General features: G+C 59.7%; 13 protein-coding genes and 1 pseudogene. 9 read left to right on the top strand and 5 right to left on the bottom strand.

The annotated features are described in order from the left end of the window. Positions 1-1,548 carry a hypothetical protein gene (locus P0086_RS23895; RefSeq protein WP_275790570.1) on the bottom strand — a complete coding sequence of 516 codons (1,548 nt, stop codon included), beginning with the start codon at positions 1,546-1,548 and terminating at the stop codon, positions 1-3. Positions 1,549-1,823: 275 nt separating this feature from the next. On the opposite strand from P0086_RS23895, the gene P0086_RS23900 reads away from it, so the two are divergent. The 6 genes and pseudogenes from P0086_RS23900 to P0086_RS23925 all read left to right on the top strand — a co-directional run bounded on the left by P0086_RS23900 (position 1,824) and on the right by P0086_RS23925 (position 8,327). Beyond that, positions 1,824-2,870 carry an IS481 family transposase gene (locus P0086_RS23900; RefSeq protein ID WP_275790571.1) on the top strand — a complete coding sequence of 349 codons (1,047 nt, stop codon included), beginning with the start codon at positions 1,824-1,826 and terminating at the stop codon, positions 2,868-2,870. A gap of 37 nt (positions 2,871-2,907) precedes the next feature. Then, on the top strand, positions 2,908-3,633 hold the full coding sequence (locus P0086_RS23905) for a hypothetical protein (RefSeq protein ID WP_275790573.1): 726 nt from the start codon (positions 2,908-2,910) through the stop codon (positions 3,631-3,633). 500 nt (positions 3,634-4,133) lie between these two features. Next, on the top strand, positions 4,134-5,603 hold the full coding sequence (locus P0086_RS23910) for an ATP-binding protein (RefSeq protein ID WP_275790575.1): 1,470 nt from the start codon (positions 4,134-4,136) through the stop codon (positions 5,601-5,603). A gap of 27 nt (positions 5,604-5,630) precedes the next feature. Further along, positions 5,631-6,446, top strand: coding sequence for a hypothetical protein (locus P0086_RS23915; protein ID WP_275790577.1), 816 nt, complete (start codon positions 5,631-5,633; stop codon positions 6,444-6,446). Positions 6,447-6,661: 215 nt separating this feature from the next. Then, positions 6,662-7,030, top strand: a pseudogene (locus P0086_RS23920) (aconitate hydratase AcnA); the annotation flags it as partial. A 97-nt stretch (positions 7,031-7,127) separates the two neighbouring features. Further along, positions 7,128-8,327, top strand: coding sequence for an IS256 family transposase (locus tag P0086_RS23925; RefSeq protein ID WP_275790579.1), 1,200 nt, complete (start codon positions 7,128-7,130; stop codon positions 8,325-8,327). 934 nt (positions 8,328-9,261) lie between these two features. Here P0086_RS23925 and P0086_RS23930 read toward each other — a convergent pair. From P0086_RS23930 to P0086_RS23945, 4 genes are all read right to left on the bottom strand, one after another. Further along, complete coding sequence (locus P0086_RS23930; protein ID WP_275790581.1) at positions 9,262-9,462, bottom strand: hypothetical protein; 201 nt, start codon at positions 9,460-9,462, stop codon at positions 9,262-9,264. Positions 9,463-9,550: 88 nt separating this feature from the next. Beyond that, positions 9,551-9,850 (bottom strand): DUF6634 family protein, encoded by a 300-nt coding sequence (locus tag P0086_RS23935; RefSeq protein WP_275790583.1) that lies wholly within the window; start codon positions 9,848-9,850, stop codon positions 9,551-9,553. Between the two features lie 183 nt (positions 9,851-10,033). Next, a complete protein-coding gene (locus P0086_RS23940; protein WP_275790585.1) occupies positions 10,034-10,465 on the bottom strand; it encodes a hypothetical protein in 432 nt (143 codons plus the stop codon). 997 nt (positions 10,466-11,462) lie between these two features. Next, a complete protein-coding gene (locus tag P0086_RS23945) occupies positions 11,463-12,362 on the bottom strand; it encodes a hypothetical protein (RefSeq protein WP_275790587.1) in 900 nt (299 codons plus the stop codon). 504 nt (positions 12,363-12,866) lie between these two features. Here P0086_RS23945 and P0086_RS23950 point away from each other — a divergent pair. Genes P0086_RS23950 through P0086_RS23960 form a run of 3 tightly spaced genes read left to right on the top strand, consistent with a single transcriptional unit; the run spans position 12,867 to position 16,131 of the window. Continuing rightward, positions 12,867-13,325: a (2Fe-2S)-binding protein gene (locus tag P0086_RS23950; protein WP_112609640.1), complete on the top strand. Its 459-nt coding sequence runs from the start codon at positions 12,867-12,869 to the stop codon at positions 13,323-13,325. A 5-nt stretch (positions 13,326-13,330) separates the two neighbouring features. Then, a complete protein-coding gene (locus tag P0086_RS23955; protein WP_275790589.1) occupies positions 13,331-15,487 on the top strand; it encodes a molybdopterin cofactor-binding domain-containing protein in 2,157 nt (718 codons plus the stop codon). A 2-nt stretch (positions 15,488-15,489) separates the two neighbouring features. Continuing rightward, positions 15,490-16,131 carry an Isoquinoline 1-oxidoreductase subunit gene (locus P0086_RS23960; protein WP_275790591.1) on the top strand — a complete coding sequence of 214 codons (642 nt, stop codon included), beginning with the start codon at positions 15,490-15,492 and terminating at the stop codon, positions 16,129-16,131. Positions 16,132-16,208 lie beyond the last annotated feature (77 nt).

Genomic DNA, 16,208 nt, shown 5'->3' on the forward strand with positions numbered 1-16,208 from the left:
TTATTTTTCCATTTTATCAGTTTCTGCGACTACGAGAGGGGAGCTGCAGTCACTCTCATCGACAATCAAGCCGTCATACACCTTGCCTTCGGCCTCTTTGAGTATTGTCGAATTTGAACATTCGTTGTCGTCTAGGCATCTAATCCGATCGACCGCGTAGATCTTCTTTTGCTGTATTACTCTTGCTAATAAGCACGCGGCGGCTGTCTTCACAATTGAAATGCCAGAATTTGAGGCAGTTACGATTTTTTGAAGTGTAGCCGGTGCAATATCATTTATCGGAAGTGCTGCCTCCGCTCTAAAATTGTAGTCATTCATATCAATGAGGCGCGGAACCATGCAGTTCGCAGTACTCGTTTGTTCAATGCATAGGGATATTTGAGCGTTCACATCGTCGATCAGAGTTTGCAACTCGTCTCCAAACGATTGTAGTCCGGCTGTAGTTCGACGGCCGTCCTCAAGCGGCGGGACGAAAACATAGTCGTGTTTAGCGTAATCCCCTGCGGGACCGTCCTCGAAAGCTCGTCTGTGGACGTGGGCGTCGCGTGCTTCATTTAGAAGGGTTCGTAGCCTTAGGGAACGCTTAACCATTGCCTCTAAGCCGCTGACAACTTCGACATAGAACCGGTCTCGCCCTCGAGGTAAAACATTGTATCTCAGGACGGTAACGAATAGGGGGCGTTCGTTGTCCTTCGCGCGGGTAGCTATTGATTCAAAATTATCTATCAGGTCTTGGCGACTAGTCGGGATCTTCGATGCTGCCCCGCCTTGCTCGATTGCCTGAATGTTTACTTCGGAAACTTTCTTGTCAAAAATCTCATCCATCTGTTTATTGGCTTCCGCCTTAAACACACCGGATGGACCTGAGCCATCTACGGCGATCTTTGTTGTTTCCTTTTTTTGGAAATCGTTCGTAGAGAATTGGAGAATTCCATATAGACTTGCTCCATAGGTAATTTGGACAACGAATCCGTCCCCACAAATCCTTCTGAATTCGGCTGGTGTATTTTTCGCGAGATCAAATGCTTTGTCAGTTAAGTCTATTGATGTCGAGTTTTCGGTTGAGGTGGTTATCGTGTCAACATAGGTTTTCAGGAATGCTTTGGCAATTGTAGTAATATGCTTTGACGAGGTTTTCGTCTCTACTACGGAACTATAACTACCTCCTCCAGAATATCCTGCATAACTAGCTCGTGCGGAGATCGACATGCTTAGCTTCCGCCACAGCGATTCTTCGTCAGTGACTTCAGAAAAACTGGATTCTTTGATATAGAAGTTTGTTTTTGTTGTGTCACTGAAGGTAATGCATCTTTGAAGCTTTCGTCGGCCGGTAATTAAATCTATTCCCTCACCCACTGAGATTGCGTTGTCGTCGGGGTACGGGATGATCATCAGCTCAGGTTGAAGATCTGTGCCTTTCGGACGCGCTCGGAATGTTTTTTCGTTGAGCTTAGATAGAAACGGGACGGCGCTGGTTATATCCGAGCAGTATGCATTGGAATTCGCCATGACAGATATCGCGATACCCACGATGATTTGGAGCTTCATGACCATCCCCTCCGATCAATTGATTGTAATAGGCGCCGATCGTTTGTTAATGTAAATCATGGATATTTATTAGTGATGTTGCGTTGTATTGATAATACATACGTCTATGAGATGGTGGAGTGTTTATGTCTTTACATCCAACGGAGTAAGTTTAGAGATAAGTATTCGTTTGACAACACCGTTGTTGATCGTGTGGGTTGTTGGTCGTGTTGCGCGAATATCAAATGTCCACTTAACCTTCTTTCCGTGCTATTTGTTGGAAGGGAGGATTGTTTATGGGGCGATCAGCAGCAAAGGATGCCCCAGTCGGCCGTGACGCCGACAGCAAGCTTGCCCAGCACCGGTTGAGCGTGCTGGAACTGGCGAAGGAACTGGGCAACGTGGCGGAGGCCTGCCGCCAGCGCGGCCTGGACCGGACGAGCTTCTACGAATGGAAGCGGCGCTTCCAGACCCAGGGCTTCGAGGGCCTGAAGGACCTGCCGCCGATCCACAAGAGCCACCCGCAGACGACCCCGCCCGAGACGGTCGCGAAGATCAAGGCGCTGGCGCTGGAACATCCCGCCTATGGCTGCAACCGCTTCGAGGCGCTGCTGTCTCTGGAGGGTGTGCGGGTGTCGTCGATCACCATCCAGAAAATCCTCAACGACCATGGCCTGGGCACCCGCGTCGAGCGCTGGCTGGCGCTGGAGAATGCCAATGCCGAAAAGGCGATCGACATCACGGCGGAACAGGCCGCCTTCCTGGAAAAGCTCAATCCCTGCTTCCGCGAACGCCATGTCGAGAGTTCCGGCCCCGGCGAACTCCTGTCGGCCGATACCTTCTTCGTCGGTTCGCTGAAGGGCGTCGGCAAGGTCTACCTGCATGCGGTGGTCGACACCTTCGGCTCCTACGCCTTCGGCTTCCTGCACGTCTCCAAGCAGCCGGAGGCCGCCGTCGCCGTGCTGCACAACGAAGTGCTGCCATTCTATCGCAGGCTCGACCTGCCGGTGAGGGCTGTGCTGACCGACAATGGCCGCGAATTCTGCGGCGCGGAGAACCACCCTTACAAACTCTATCTCGATCTCAACGGCATCGAGCATCGCCGCACCAAGGTCCGCACACCCAGGACCCACGGCTTCGTCGAACGCTTCAACGGTACGGTCCTCGACGAATTCTTCCGCGTCAAGATGCGCGAAACCTTCTACGAGACCGTCGCGGCCCTGCAGGCCGATCTCGATGCCTGGCTCACCCACTACAATACCGAACGGCCCCATCTCGGCTACCGCAACATGGGCAGACGACCCATCGAAACCGTCATGTCATTCGTCAGCCAAGAAGGTTAAGTGGACAGTGCTTTCTCTTAACATCCAAAAGAGGCACTTGATTGGGCACAATCTCGGTGTGGTGGATGCGAAATTCGTACAGCACGCCAAGGAGGCGAAGTTGGGCGAGACTGTAGAGTTGGTGGCCGCCGATGTCCGTTCCTTCGCTGCGCTCTGCCGCAAGGTCGTCCGGCGTATCGACGAGATGCTGGCGGGCTTGCCCTTGCCATCTCCGGCCGTACAGGACGAAGAGGATGCGATGATTTCACCTACCGAGACCATTGGCGATCTGAGCCCGGGAGGCACGGCCGTGGGCAAATGGATCTGTATTACATCTGACGATGGCCTGCCCGGACACGTGGACGAGGACTCCCTGGTTAAGGCCTTCCCGAGCCTCTCGACGGATCAACTAGCCGAGGCGGCCGCCGACCTCGCCGAGGACGGCTACGTGAGCCTGACTCACCTCATATCACAACAATTGCCCCGGGTGCATGTCCGAGAGGATCTATTCCTGACATTCGACCCGCATTGCATGGGAAGCGATCCCGTCGCCGATGCGCTTCAGCTCATCCCGCTCATCCTATCAAAGGATTCGGTGGACGTGCCCGCTTTGCATGCGGAGAGCGGCATGCCGCTTCGCCGGTTCAATCCCGCCGTCGGGCTAATCCTTTCAAAGATCGGCGAGGGGCGGGTCTCCGGCACCTGGATCCAGGGATATCCATCACCACTTTTTGGTGGTCGATTCCGATCGCGTCGCGATCAAGCGCTTGGCACGGCAGCTTGAAGGCTGACGCTGGTGCCAGGCCTCGTCCTCGTTCAACGCCGCTGCCGCCATCCATCGGCTTTCGGCGCTGTCTAAAGAAAGGAGCTCCGAGAAAGCCGCCATTATCAAGCGCCGTCACCACAACCAACCTGGAGACCCGGAGAACTTTGCCCGACAGGTTCTTCGCCGACGTCGATCAGCCGCCGGTCCGCATGCCTTTCGGAAGCAATACGGTCGCTGCAATCGAAGCGAAGCACCTAGCCTCTCATGCTAGCGCCCACCCTGCGCGCACATAGAACTGCCAGATCGGAGTTTCGATTTCTCCGTATTCCTCTTCACCCTAGAAGGTTGCAATTTGAACACTAATCGCGCAAGAACCATGCCGACGATTTGCTCTGGTTCGCGGGGAGTACCCATTGCGATTTGTAGTTATACCCCACGGGCAAAGGCGCCCCCGCGAAGGCCAAGGCGTCGTATACTTGCTTACAGACGCCTGGGACGACTGGTTTAAGTACAACACAATGTACTCGGTCTACTACTTCGACGAGGAAGGTGAAGGTCACAGTATCGGCGAAGTGAAGATCGGATCGTTCGACATGCCCAGCGGGCAGCGTAGACCCGACTTGCCGAACGAATTCACGGGCCTTGGCGAAAAGTTCTTCTCAGTCGGCCAAGACGACACCTACTACGAGAAGCTCAACGAGTTCGATCCCGCGGTACGGTCCACATACTTGAGCGCCATGCGCGACTTCGCGCTCGACGCAGCGCTCTACGAGCGGGCGCTGGACGAGGACGTTACCGGCATATCACTGCTCCGCTACGTGTCAGATAAAACGGTGCGGGGCCAGTTCCGGCGGATGGCGACTGGCGGAGCGCGCCTCACGAGCTTTTCCTTCTCCTATACCCCGCCGAGGCAGCAAAGGGCACCGGCGCCCCCTACATTCGAATACGCCGTTACGGTAGAGGCCTCGCCGCCGACCAACGTTCACGTGCTGATCGGCCGTAACGGGGTGGGGAAGACCCATACGGTAAATCAGATGACCAATGCCCTCGTCCGCGCGGAGGACGACGAGTACGGGCACTTCAAATGGGCCGGGGATGAAAACGACGAGGACGTTAGCCTAGGGTTCTCGGGTATCGTGTCGGTATCGTTCAGCGCGTTCGACCCGTTCGAACCCCTCCCGGTGCGCGAGAACAAATCCACGTCCGTTCGGTACCAGTATGTCGGCCTTAAGCATCAAACGAAGAATCCCGACGGAGTCGCTAAACCGCCTAAATCGCCTGAAGATCTTGCCACGGATTTCGGTAGATCCGTCACCGCGATCGTGGCTCAAACCGCCAAGCGCGAGCGGTGGAGGCGAGCCCTGGAAATCCTTGAATACGATAGGCTCTTCGAGCGTGCCGAAGTCTGGCAAATCATCGATGACTACGACCGCGTCATCCAGGAAATGCCCTCAAAGGAAGCACACGCCGAAGTGAGAAAGCTCGCGCGGGCCATATTCCGCAAAATGAGTTCCGGTCACAAGATCGTTCTTCTCACCATCACCAGACTGGTCGAGTTGCTCGAGGAGCGGGCGCTCGTTTTGGTGGACGAGCCGGAGGCCCATTTGCATCCGCCGCTCCTGTCGGCCCTCATCCGCGCCCTTTCCGACCTCCTTATCAATAGGAACGGCGTGGCGATCATAGCCACGCACTCCCCTGTCATCCTGCAGGAGGTCCCCCGTCATTGCGTTTGGCGGATCAGGCGCTCGGGACGCCGAACAGTGATCGAAAGGCCCTCTCAAGAGACCTTTGGGGAAAACGTTGGGACATTGACCCACGCCATCTTCGGTCTGGAGGTCACCGAGTCCGGCTTCCATACGATGATCAGTCAAGCGGTGGATGAAGGCCTCGATTATGAGGACATCGTGGAACGGTTCGGCGGTCAATTGGGCGACGAGGCGCGCGGCATTGCACGTGCTCTGGTCGCGACCCGTGACCAGGGAGCCTGAGCTTTGTGGACAATTGACAAGCCCGTGATGGACGCGCTCACCACGTTCGATACTTGTAGGGCCGGTGTCCAGGATCCGGGCCTGCGTGGACGTCTACTCGCGGCCCGACCGCACATCGGAGCAGCCGAGGCGACCTTCGACGCTGAAGCTTCCGCTGGCACGGACCATCTGATCGCAACAGCCACCCACGTGGGTGCAGTGTCCAGCGCAGAAATGGAGACACTTTATACCCGGCACATGGCCAGGGGAAATAGTCGTGGCAGGCACATCTATGACGAACTCATGATGGCAGCGGTCAACGACATGTGTCCGTTTTGCGGCCATCGCAGCGTCTCGACATTGGACCATACACTTCCGAAGGCACAGCACCCGGCTCTTGCGGTGACCCCGATCAACCTTGTGCCCTGCTGCAAGGATTGCAATCACGGCAAGGGAACAGCCTTCTCAGCGGAAGCGGCCGAGCAGTGGCTAAATGCTTATTATGACGACATCAGCGCCGATCGCTGGCTGTACGCCGAGATCGTCGAGGGGGCCCCACCCGTTGCCATATTCTTCGTGCACGCTCCCGACAATTGGGATGCGGTAACCGCAGCCAGGGTTCAAAACCAATTCGAGAAGCTCAATCTTGCCAAGCTTTATGCTTCGCAGGCTGCGCGGCAGTTTCAGAATGCCCGTCGCGCCTTACGGGAGATCCACCACTCTGCCGGGCCCGAGGGCGTCCGGGAGGACCTCAATCGCCGATACCTCAGTTTCACCGAAGTCATGGTGAACTCTTGGGAAGCTGCTCTTTATCAGGCTGCCTCCATCAGCGACTGGTACTGTGACGGCGGCTTCGCCTTATGACGAATGGGGCGCCGCCGGAAGCGATCTGGATTTGGCACGGTTTGCGACCGAAGTAATTGCCACCGACCTAACGTCGACGTTTTTTCGTGGCTCATCAGATGCCGTAAGAATTTACACCGTCATATTGTACGTTTGTTCTCTGAACGCCTGCTGTTCATGGTTCACTGACGAAAAGCGGTAAGTGTCAATCGGCGTCCAAAAATCAACCCTTATTGGGCGACAATCCGACGGACCTGAATGTCTACGCTTCGCGGCGCGGCAACTGGGAGGCAATGGTTCGCGGATTGTTTACGAACAGAACGGCCGACAACATGCTTGATCACTTGATCACGGGATCCCAGCCGGCTCCACAATTCATTGGCCGTCGCAAACAGGTTCTTCCGCTGTGGAATGCCGCCCAAAAGTATGCAGCCGAAAGCCAGCCTGTCGTTGTCGTCGCGGGAGAAAGATACGGCATGGGGTCGTCACGCGACTGGGCGGCGAAAGGCGTTTCACTCCTGGGCGTCAGAGCCGTTCTTGCATTGAGCTTCGAGCGCATTCATCGGTCCAACCTCATCGGCATGGGGATACTGCCGATGAGGTTGATGATGTCCCAGGATGTGGTATAGCTGGTGGGGTGGTCACCAGTGTTTTTCCGGTAGGGTCGGGTTGTTGAAGACCAACCTGATGGAAAGACCACCGATGACCGACGACATGATGAACCTGCGCTCGCTCGTTGAGAAGAGCGCCGACGCTGATTTGCTGCGCGAGATGATCGGCTTCGCCGCCGAGAAGCTGATGGAGTTGGAGGTCGGCGCGAAGACGGGCGCGGGCTATGGCGAGAAGAATGCCTTCAGGCTCGCTCAGCGCAACGGCTACCGCGATCGGGACTGGGAGACGCGGGCCGGGACTGTCGAGTTGCGCATCCCGAAGCTTCGGTCAGGCAGTTACTTCCCGAGCTTTCTTGAACCGCGCCGTATGGCAGAGAAGGCTTTGACCGCTGTCATACAGGAGGCTTACATCCAGGGCGTCTCGACCCGCTCAGTCGACGACCTGGTCAAGGCGATGGGGATGAGTGGCATCTCCAAGAGCCAGGTAAGTCGCCTTTGTGAAGAGATCGACGACAGGGTCAAAGCCTTCCTGGCCCGGCCAATCGAGGGCGAGTGGCCCTACCTCTGGATCGACGCCACCTACCTGAAGGTCCGTCGCGGTGGCCGCATCGTCTCTGTCGCCGTCATCATCGCCGTCGGCGTCAACACCGACGGTCGCCGCGAGGTTCTGGGCATGGAGATCGGCACGTCCGAGGCGGAGCCGATCTGGACGGAGTTCCTGCGAAAGCTGACAAGACGCGGTCTCAGTGGCGTCAAGCTCGTGGTCTCAGATGCGCATGAAGGGATCAAGGCCGCTGTCTCAAAGGTTCTATCGGCCACCTGGCAGAGGTGCCGGGTCCATTTCATGCGCAATGCGCTGGCGCATGCCGGAAAGAGCGGAAGGCGCGTGGTCTCGGCCTTCATCGCAACCGCTTTCGCCCAGGACACACCGGAGGCCGCCAGCCAGCAATGGCGCAACGTCGCCGACCAGATTAGGCCGAAGGTGCCAAAGCTCGCCACCCTCATGGACAATGCTGAGCAGGACGTGCTGGCCTACATGACCTTTTCACGACAGCATTGGACCAAGCTGCACAGCACCAACCCTATCGAGAGATTGAACGGCGAGGTCAAGCGGAGAACAGAGGTCATCGGCATCTTCCCCAACGACGACGCCATCGTGCGCCTCGTCGGCGCACTGCTGCTCGAGCAGAATGACGAGTGGGCCGTTCAGCGCTCCAGATACCTGTCCCTTGAGACAATCGCCGCAATGAGCGATGATCCGTTCATCAACCTACCCGCTGCGGCAAGCTGATCCGTTCCCGGCTCTGTCCGGAAGGCACGGTAATCGCCGATAGCTGCACCACATCCTGGGACATCATCATGAGGTTGCCTTCTCAGCACGGGCCTTCGGTGCTGAACCTGAAGATGGGGGATACTCGAGATCAGAGCGAGCGAAGATCTCATCGCCCCCCGTTGTCCCATAAACGTGACCATCAGGCGGGTTAATGGCGACGAAACCGCATTTGTGGCAACCGCTGCCATCGAAACGATGGCAGAGGTCGAAAGCCTGAAGGCTGGAGGAATAATCCCACTGATACTGCAGGGCCTCATTTCGCCTCCGACGGTGATCCCCAGTTCATCGTGAAACACGAGACACGGTAGTCATTATCTGCTGAACGGCGCTTCTGGCGGGCGTGGTGCAGATGATGTGATGTGGCTGGCATCAGGAACCAGGGTCCCCAGCCAGCAATTTACACCATCGGAAGCTGCAATTGGGAGAATTGTGCCTCAGAGCCGGGAACCGGCACGTTGGCGACTAACTACTTGTGAATCCGATGCTTTTCCCTAGTGGTTCGTCTTAACAGAAGGGGTGGAATGCAGACCTAAATTGTGCCTGCCTGGGATCTCGGATTCTCAACGTTTTTTTTCAGACCGCGGCTCGCCCAGCTTTCAGAGGAGTATAGGTTCATTCGCTCGGCACAGGCAGGCTGGAATGCCACCACGGTCGCAGTTCTCCTTTCCTCCATCGTCCACATTGGCCCGTTCGTTCTGATCGAACGTCGTGCGCGGCAATCGACGGAGCCGACCCGCGCGCACTAAAGGACTCAGGACCAGATGCTGGCCACCAATTTGAATTGCCTGACCGTAGTCCGGCGTTTCCGCGGCGCTCATCCTGATGGCGAAAGACTTGAATCTTTGCGCGGGTCTCTACTGGTCAACAGGGACACCGGGCATTGAGTTCAAATCTACTTGTCCGGGTTCTCGGAAGCCTGCTTCTTCAGCGTCTCTCGGCGTTTCCCTTCGGACACGATCTTGCGCCCGACCTTGGCCGGCTCGAATCCCGCTTTCGACAGCGCTTCGCCAAACGTTTCGTTGTGGTCCACCGGCTCTCCGAGTGGGGCAACGTCGCCGGCTTTGGTCGCATCGTTCTTTCCACCGAGTGACATGTCAGTCTCCGATATCGACACTCCGCTATCGCGGAGTTCATACGAGCTTTGGACAGGCCCCACATCGTTTCCATGTCCGGAGCCCCTATCAGTTCCTTTCAGTCCCGTGCGGCCGTCCGAGGCGATACCACCGGTTTGCCGAGCGGGCTAATCCCTTTTCAGCATCCAGATAGAAAATCTGGGTCGTAACGCAACGGTGCCCGTCCGAAATGCGCGGGTGTCCTGTGACGATGCCGGATAGGCTGAGCGCGGAATGCCGTACCATAGCGAATTCATCAAGAAGCGGCGCGTTTGCCAGCATCGCAGCGTCGAATCGTTCTGAGCTGGCTTGTCGGATATCGTTGGTAAGGCGGGCGAGCGTGTCGGCATCGACGAATGTAAGTGGCATGGGGTCTATCCTGGTTGGAATCGTGTATGGATGCGCAGGGCAGGAAAAGTAGCTCCGCGATCGTTGCACTTATTTTTCGAAGGACTCACGAAGCCTGGCGCAAGACTGACGCTAGTCAGCTATCTGCAGACCACGCGATGATCGAGGTTGGCTCGGCTCCCCGATCAGCTTGTCCATTGCCATTTATCCTCGCGACGACTTTTTAACAACGATCGCGGCCGCCGAGCCGCCAGCACGAAAGTCCCATTGATTCAAGGACTCAGTTGCGTCCAACGCCGGTTGCCCGAGCACGTACCAATGGTTTGTAGTTCGCGCCAATTTGCCACGCACCGAAAGCAAATGAAGTGGTGTCGTGCATTCAAATGCACCGAAGGATTCATGCTGAAAGGAGAGACCCCTTGGCTGCCTGAGCTCTCCTACCAGCATTGGCACCGAGCGCTCCGCGATGAACCAGTTTTCCACCAGCGGAGCCACGAGCGTCTCGATGCTGGGGAGGCGTTCCTTTTCGCAGATCATGAACAGGTCCTTCGAAAGCTCATGGGCACGCCGGCCATGCCTGAGTATCGCGAGGTACGATGAGTTGAAGTCACTCTCTCCAAACCTCAGAAGGTCCATCTGCTTCGCCTTTCCTAAAAAGCCCGAATGTGAATTTTGATCATTTAGTCCTTAATTGGAATCATTGTGATCACTATTGGGATAATTTGTCATTGGCGCGCGTTTGTCAACTCTTTTGCACTGGCGGAGATGGCCAAGCGAATGCCTCGCTCCCAGACCGGTAGGGGCGGGTGTAGAGTGGTGACGCCGTCTCGATTGTGTTGGGGTTGGCGGGGCACGTTCCGAGAGGCATCTTTTTGAAGCAACCGCAACGACGACGCCACCGGGGCATCCCAAAGCCGAGGGGACAGCTAAACCTCGGCGCTCGGCCACGCACCTTCCAATTCTTCAAATAATCACCCTGATCTCATGTGGGTATCGGTGGTTGCGTGCACCGTCCGCCGCGCTTATCTGATCTTCCGCGAGGAAGAGAAGGCTCGCGCACATTCCAAACGCGCAGACAATTTTGATTGCGATGCCCGTGGCGAGGTCGAGGTCGCTTCCTTACGACGCTCCCCATCCAGTGGATCGGAAGCCCAGAATGGCTTTGCGAACACCTTGCTATTTTCCATCAGGCTTCAATAATAGGCTGGTAGACTGAGTGAGATGCGACGTACGAGGTGGGGCATCATCAGGCAGGTGAACGAACTACTAGCGGGCCTGGAGGGGCCTATAATTACACTGGCACCTGCTTGCTCTCAGAAGCGGTAGATGATTCGTGATTCTGTCGCTTGTGGCGAGAATCGGGGTAGAGTCATTCGTGACTCAAATTACTAAGCTATTGAAATTTAAAGTGCATGGCAGGCCCTCCGGGCCCACCATTTATTTTGAAAATCAAAGGCTGGCCTGGGCGCGAAAATCGGCAATCCCGACTGTAGGTTCTTGCGGCAGTCAGGATTGCAGGTGCGCAAATCCATGCGCCCGGCGGGGGCGCGAATTTTGCACGGGTTGGCGCCTATCGCCGGCGGACCGGCCGGTGACCCCGGCCGTCCGATTCTGCTGCGACGCGGGCGTTGCCCTACTCGGTCGTCTCTTCTGCCTCTTGATCGGCCGGCTGTTCGGCCGCCATGACCTCGCGCACCTCGTCGATCTTGCCGACGGCAGGGCCGACGCCGAGGACGTCCTTGGCCCAGGCCATCACTTCGGGGTCTGTCACCACGACGTCGCCGGGCTGCTGCACGGTGCCGATCTGCTTGTTGGCCGCCGCGAGAAGTGCCGCGCTCAGGGCCTCGTCGCCGAGGGCGGGATCGGTCGGGACGGCGTCGACGCCGTTGTCCAGCTCGAACTGGGCATAGGCCACGACATAGCTGCGGATCGCGGCCATGCGCGGATCGCTGGCGTTCAGATAGGCATGATAGTTGCGCTGCAGCGAGTTCAGGCCGCCGAGCTTGGCGGCCAGATCGGGTTTGCCGCTCAGGGGCGCTTCTTCCACTTCGACCGCGGCGACGTCCGTCACCACCTGCGGCTTGGGCGTCGGCTTGACCGGCTTCAGGTGCGCTTGCTCGGCCTGCGGCGAAACCCTGTCGGTTTCCGTCAGGCTCTTCTTGGAGGCGGTGCGCTTTTCCTCGCTCTTCCGGATGCCGAAAAGCTTGCCGAATGCCGTTGCGATCGGATCGCCGGGCTTGCCGGTCTCGCTCTTGCCACGGGATGACTGTCCGGATTTCTCGTGACCCGTGGACGCATGGCTCTCACTCTTGCCGCCGCCATTGCCGCCGCCATTGCCACCGCCGTTGCCGCCACCATTGCCGCCGCCGTTTCCGCCACCGTTTCCGCCGCCATTACCGCCACCGTTTCCATTGCCGGCGAGGGCGGCCGATGTGGTGAGCTTCAGGGGGCTTTTCAGGTCCAGGACGACTGGCGTGGCGGCAAGTGTCAGGGACACGCAGGCCAACAAGGTGAGACTGCCGATTTTCCGCATGCGCTGTTCCTCCGAATCATACGCTCGATGAGCCCCGCCATAACGCCTGTAGACAGTCTGGCACCGGAATGTGGCAACAACCCCATAGTTGTGTCGCGCCTAATTTAGGGCGAGACCAGTGCATGAAGGGTTGGCCGGACCGTTAGATTTTGTCGCGAAAGCCACCCAATGCGATGGCGGTGGCGGCGAGGGGCCGGACGGGGCGCCCTACATCGCGACGGTGAGCGGCCGGGTTTGTCGCTTCGTCGTGCCGGTGATCCTGCCGCGGCAGGCCGACGGCGCGGCTCCCGAACAACGGCCCCGGCATGCCCGCAGGCACAGCCTGCAGGTCTATAATGGTCACAGAAAGCAACGCCCAGTCGAAAATCATGGCGAAACGGTGGCTTTCAAGAGAGGGCGGGCAAATTCGTTTCACAATAAAGTTAGTGCGTGGTCTCAGGAAAGTTCTGGTAGCTTTCACGCGCGGCATGGATCCCCGGGGGGCGGCTATCGGCCGATACTCACATGTCATACGATCTCCAGGTCAATGGTAAGTCCTATTCCATCGATGTAGACGGCGACATTCCGCTGCTATGGGTCCTGCGGGACACCATCGGCCTCACCGGAACGAAATTCGGCTGCGGCATCGCCATGTGCGGTGCCTGCACGGTGCATGTCGACGGCATGCCCGTCCGCTCCTGCGTGACGCCGGTCGCCGATGTCGCATCCACGTCGATCACCACGATCGAGGCCATCGGCGAGACTGCGGAAGGCGCCCGCGTGCAGAAGGCCTGGCTCGACATCGACGTCGTCCAGTGCGGCTACTGCCAGTCCGGGCAGATCATGTCTGCCGCAGCCCTCCTTGCCGCCAACCCGTCGCCGACCGACGAGGACATCGACGCTGTGATGGCCGGAAACATCTGTCGATGCGGCACCTATCCGCGCATTCGTGCCGCCATCAAGCTGGCCGCGGCGGGGAGGTGAGTGTCATGTCCATCCACGACAGGAACGCCATTCCCGTATCGCGCCGCCATTTCCTGATCGGCGCATCGCTGACCGGCGCCGGCCTCGTCATCGGCTTCAGGCCCACGGCCTCGTCCGCCGCCGCCCCGAACGCCTTCGAGGCGGGCGCCTTCATCCGTATCCCGGCCGAGGGCAAGATCGTCTTCGTCATTTCGCCGGTGGAGATGGGACAGGGCATCTACACGGCCGTGGCCATGCTTCTCGCCGAGGAACTGGACGTTCCGCTCGACCAGGTGGAACTGGAGCATGCCCCTGCCGATCCCGCCCGCTATGCGAACACCTTGCTCGGCGACCAGATCACCGGGGGCTCGCTCTCCATCCGTGGCGTCTACGAGCAGATGCGCAAGGCGGGGGCGACCGCACGCATCATGCTGGTGAATGCCGCCGCCCGCGGCTGGGACGTGGCGCCGGAGACCTGCACCGTGGAGGCCGGGCAGGTCGTGCATGCGGCGAGCAACCGCCGGGCGCGCTACGGCAGCCTGGTCGAGGCGGCCGCGGCGCAGCCCGTCCCGCAGGACGTGCCCCTGAAGCCGGCGACCGATTTCAAGGTGATCGGCCGGGCGGTGCGCCGGCTCGACAGTCCGCAGAAGGTCAACGGGTCGGCGAAGTTCGGCATCGACGCCCGCCCGGACGGCGTCTCCTTTGCGGCGATCGCCATCTGTCCCCATTTCGGCGGGACGCTGCGCGCGGTCGAGGATGCCCCGGCACGGGCGGTCAAGGGCGTCAAGCAGGTCGTCCGGACCGAGGACGCCGTCGCCGTCGTCGCCGACAACACCGGTGCCGCCCGAAAGGGGCTCGCCGCGCTCGCCATCGACTGGGATCCGGGGCCGAACGGCATGCTTTCGCTGGCGGACCTGGAGGCCCGCGCCGAAGAGGCGATCGGGGGCAATGCCCTGCCGCACAAGAAGGAGGGCGATGTCGACAAGGCGGAAGCCGAGCACGGGCCGGTCCACGAATTCATCTATCGCCTGCCGATCCTGACGCATACGGCGATGGAGCCCCTGAACTGCACGCTGCATGTCCGCGACGACGGCTGCGAGGTCTGGGTCGGCACGCAGGTGATGGGGCGGGTGCGGCAGGCCGTGGCCGACGTCACCGGGCTGCCGGTGGAGAAGGTGGTCGTACACAACCACTTGCTGGGCGGTGGCTTCGGCCGCAGGCTCGACGTCGACAGCGTCATCGCGGCGGCAAAGATCGCAAGGCAGGTCGACGGTCCGGTCAAGGTGACCTGGAGCCGGGAGGAGGATATCCGGCACGACTGCTATCGCTACCTCAACTACAGCAAGGTCACGGCGACCCTGGGCGCGGACGGCATGCCCGTCTCCTGGCGCCACCGCGTCATCGGCCCCGCCGTCATGGCCCGCTGGATGCCCGCCTTCGTGCAGGACGGCATCGATCTCGACATCATGGCGGGGGCGGAATCCCCCTATGCCATCCCCAACAAGTATACGGACTTCGTGCGCCACGAGGCGCCCGACGGCATGCTGACGGGCAACTGGCGCGGCGTCGGCGCCACGCGCAACATCCCGCCGATCGAGGGCGGCATCGACGAGTTGGCGCATCTTGCCGGCATCGATCCGCTCGACTACCGCCGCCGGCTGCTCCAGCACAAGCCGCGCCTCCTCGGGGTGCTCGAACTCGCCGCCGAGAAGGCGGGCTGGACGACGGCGCCGGCGCAGGGGACGGGCCGCGGCATTGCGGTCGCGGAGGATTTCGGCAGCTTTTCGGCGATGATCGCCGAGGTGGGCATTGCCGACGACGGCGGGCTGAGGGTCGATCGCATCGTCTGCGCGGTCGACTGCGGCCAGGTCATCAATCCCGATACGGTGGAGGCGCAGATCCAGAGCGGCATCGTCTATGGGCTGAGTGCGGCCCTCTACGGCCGCATCACGGTTCGGAACGGCGCCGTGGTCGAGGGCAACTTCGACGATTCCCCCGTTCTCAGGATCCACGAGACGCCGAAGATCGAGGTGCACATCGTGCCGAGTTCGGAGGCGCCGGGCGGCATAGGCGAGCTCGGCACCCCCGGCGTCGCGCCCTCGCTGTTCAACGCGATCTTCGCGGCGACCGGCAAGCGGCTGCGGTCACTGCCGATCGACCAGAGCGGATTGCGGAGGGTGTGACGATGGCGACGAAGCCGCTTGCCTTGCCGCTCGCCGCCGTCCTGGTCGTGATCGGCACCGTTGCCGGAACGGGGCCGCTGCGCGGATACGCCGAGACCGCCGGTGGCGGAACCCTGAAACCGGTCGCCGATTTCGAGACCATCGCCGACACCGGCGCCAGATCGAAGGCGATCTTCATCGAGGCGAGCCGTGTCCTGACGCATCCGCGCTGCATCAACTGCCATCCGGCGACGCGCAGCCCGACCCAGGGCGAGGACATGCACCCGCACGTGCCGCTGATGATCGCAAGCGAAAGCTCGATGGGACCGGCGGGGCTGGCCTGCACCGCCTGCCACGGCCCCGAGAACCGCCCGATCGTCGGCAGCCGCATGAAGTCCATACCGGGCAATGCCCACTGGCAGCTGGCGCCCGCCAGCATGGCCTGGCAGGGACTGACGGTGGGCGAGATCTGCCGGCAGGTGAAGGATCCGGAACGCAACGGCAATCGCTCGCACGCCGACCTCGTCAGCCACATGGGCGAGGACCACCTGGTCGGCTGGGCATGGCATCCGGGCGAGGGCAGAAGCACGCCGCCGGGCTCGCAGGAAGAGCTTGCCGCCCTGATCGATGCCTGGGTGACGACCGGCGCCGAGTGTCCCGACTAGAGCTTGTCGCGCCCAATAGGCGCGATAGGCTTTAGACGGCTCCGGATCCTGCCGCCAGAGCGACCTGCGGCCCTTTC

Origin of the sequence: Mycoplana sp. MJR14, assembly GCF_029210525.1 — a bacterium.
Taxonomy (GTDB): Bacteria; Pseudomonadota; Alphaproteobacteria; order Rhizobiales; family Rhizobiaceae; genus Mycoplana.

What these genes read in the sequence shown, in the direction of transcription:
- P0086_RS23945 (WP_275790587.1), bottom strand. Translation starts at nt 12,362, where the DNA reads ATGCGGAAAATCGGCAGTCTCACCTTGTTGGCCTGCGTGTCCCTGACA.
- P0086_RS23960 (WP_275790591.1), top strand. Translation starts at nt 15,490, where the DNA reads ATGGCGACGAAGCCGCTTGCCTTGCCGCTCGCCGCCGTCCTGGTCGTG.
- P0086_RS23900 (WP_275790571.1), top strand. Translation starts at nt 1,824, where the DNA reads ATGGGGCGATCAGCAGCAAAGGATGCCCCAGTCGGCCGTGACGCCGAC.
- P0086_RS23950 (WP_112609640.1), top strand. Translation starts at nt 12,867, where the DNA reads ATGTCATACGATCTCCAGGTCAATGGTAAGTCCTATTCCATCGATGTA.
- P0086_RS23935 (WP_275790583.1), bottom strand. Translation starts at nt 9,850, where the DNA reads ATGCCACTTACATTCGTCGATGCCGACACGCTCGCCCGCCTTACCAAC.
- P0086_RS23915 (WP_275790577.1), top strand. Translation starts at nt 5,631, where the DNA reads ATGGACGCGCTCACCACGTTCGATACTTGTAGGGCCGGTGTCCAGGAT.
- P0086_RS23925 (WP_275790579.1), top strand. Translation starts at nt 7,128, where the DNA reads ATGACCGACGACATGATGAACCTGCGCTCGCTCGTTGAGAAGAGCGCC.
- P0086_RS23955 (WP_275790589.1), top strand. Translation starts at nt 13,331, where the DNA reads ATGTCCATCCACGACAGGAACGCCATTCCCGTATCGCGCCGCCATTTC.
- P0086_RS23910 (WP_275790575.1), top strand. Translation starts at nt 4,134, where the DNA reads ATGTACTCGGTCTACTACTTCGACGAGGAAGGTGAAGGTCACAGTATC.
- P0086_RS23895 (WP_275790570.1), bottom strand. Translation starts at nt 1,548, where the DNA reads ATGAAGCTCCAAATCATCGTGGGTATCGCGATATCTGTCATGGCGAAT.
- P0086_RS23940 (WP_275790585.1), bottom strand. Translation starts at nt 10,465, where the DNA reads ATGGACCTTCTGAGGTTTGGAGAGAGTGACTTCAACTCATCGTACCTC.
- P0086_RS23930 (WP_275790581.1), bottom strand. Translation starts at nt 9,462, where the DNA reads ATGTCACTCGGTGGAAAGAACGATGCGACCAAAGCCGGCGACGTTGCC.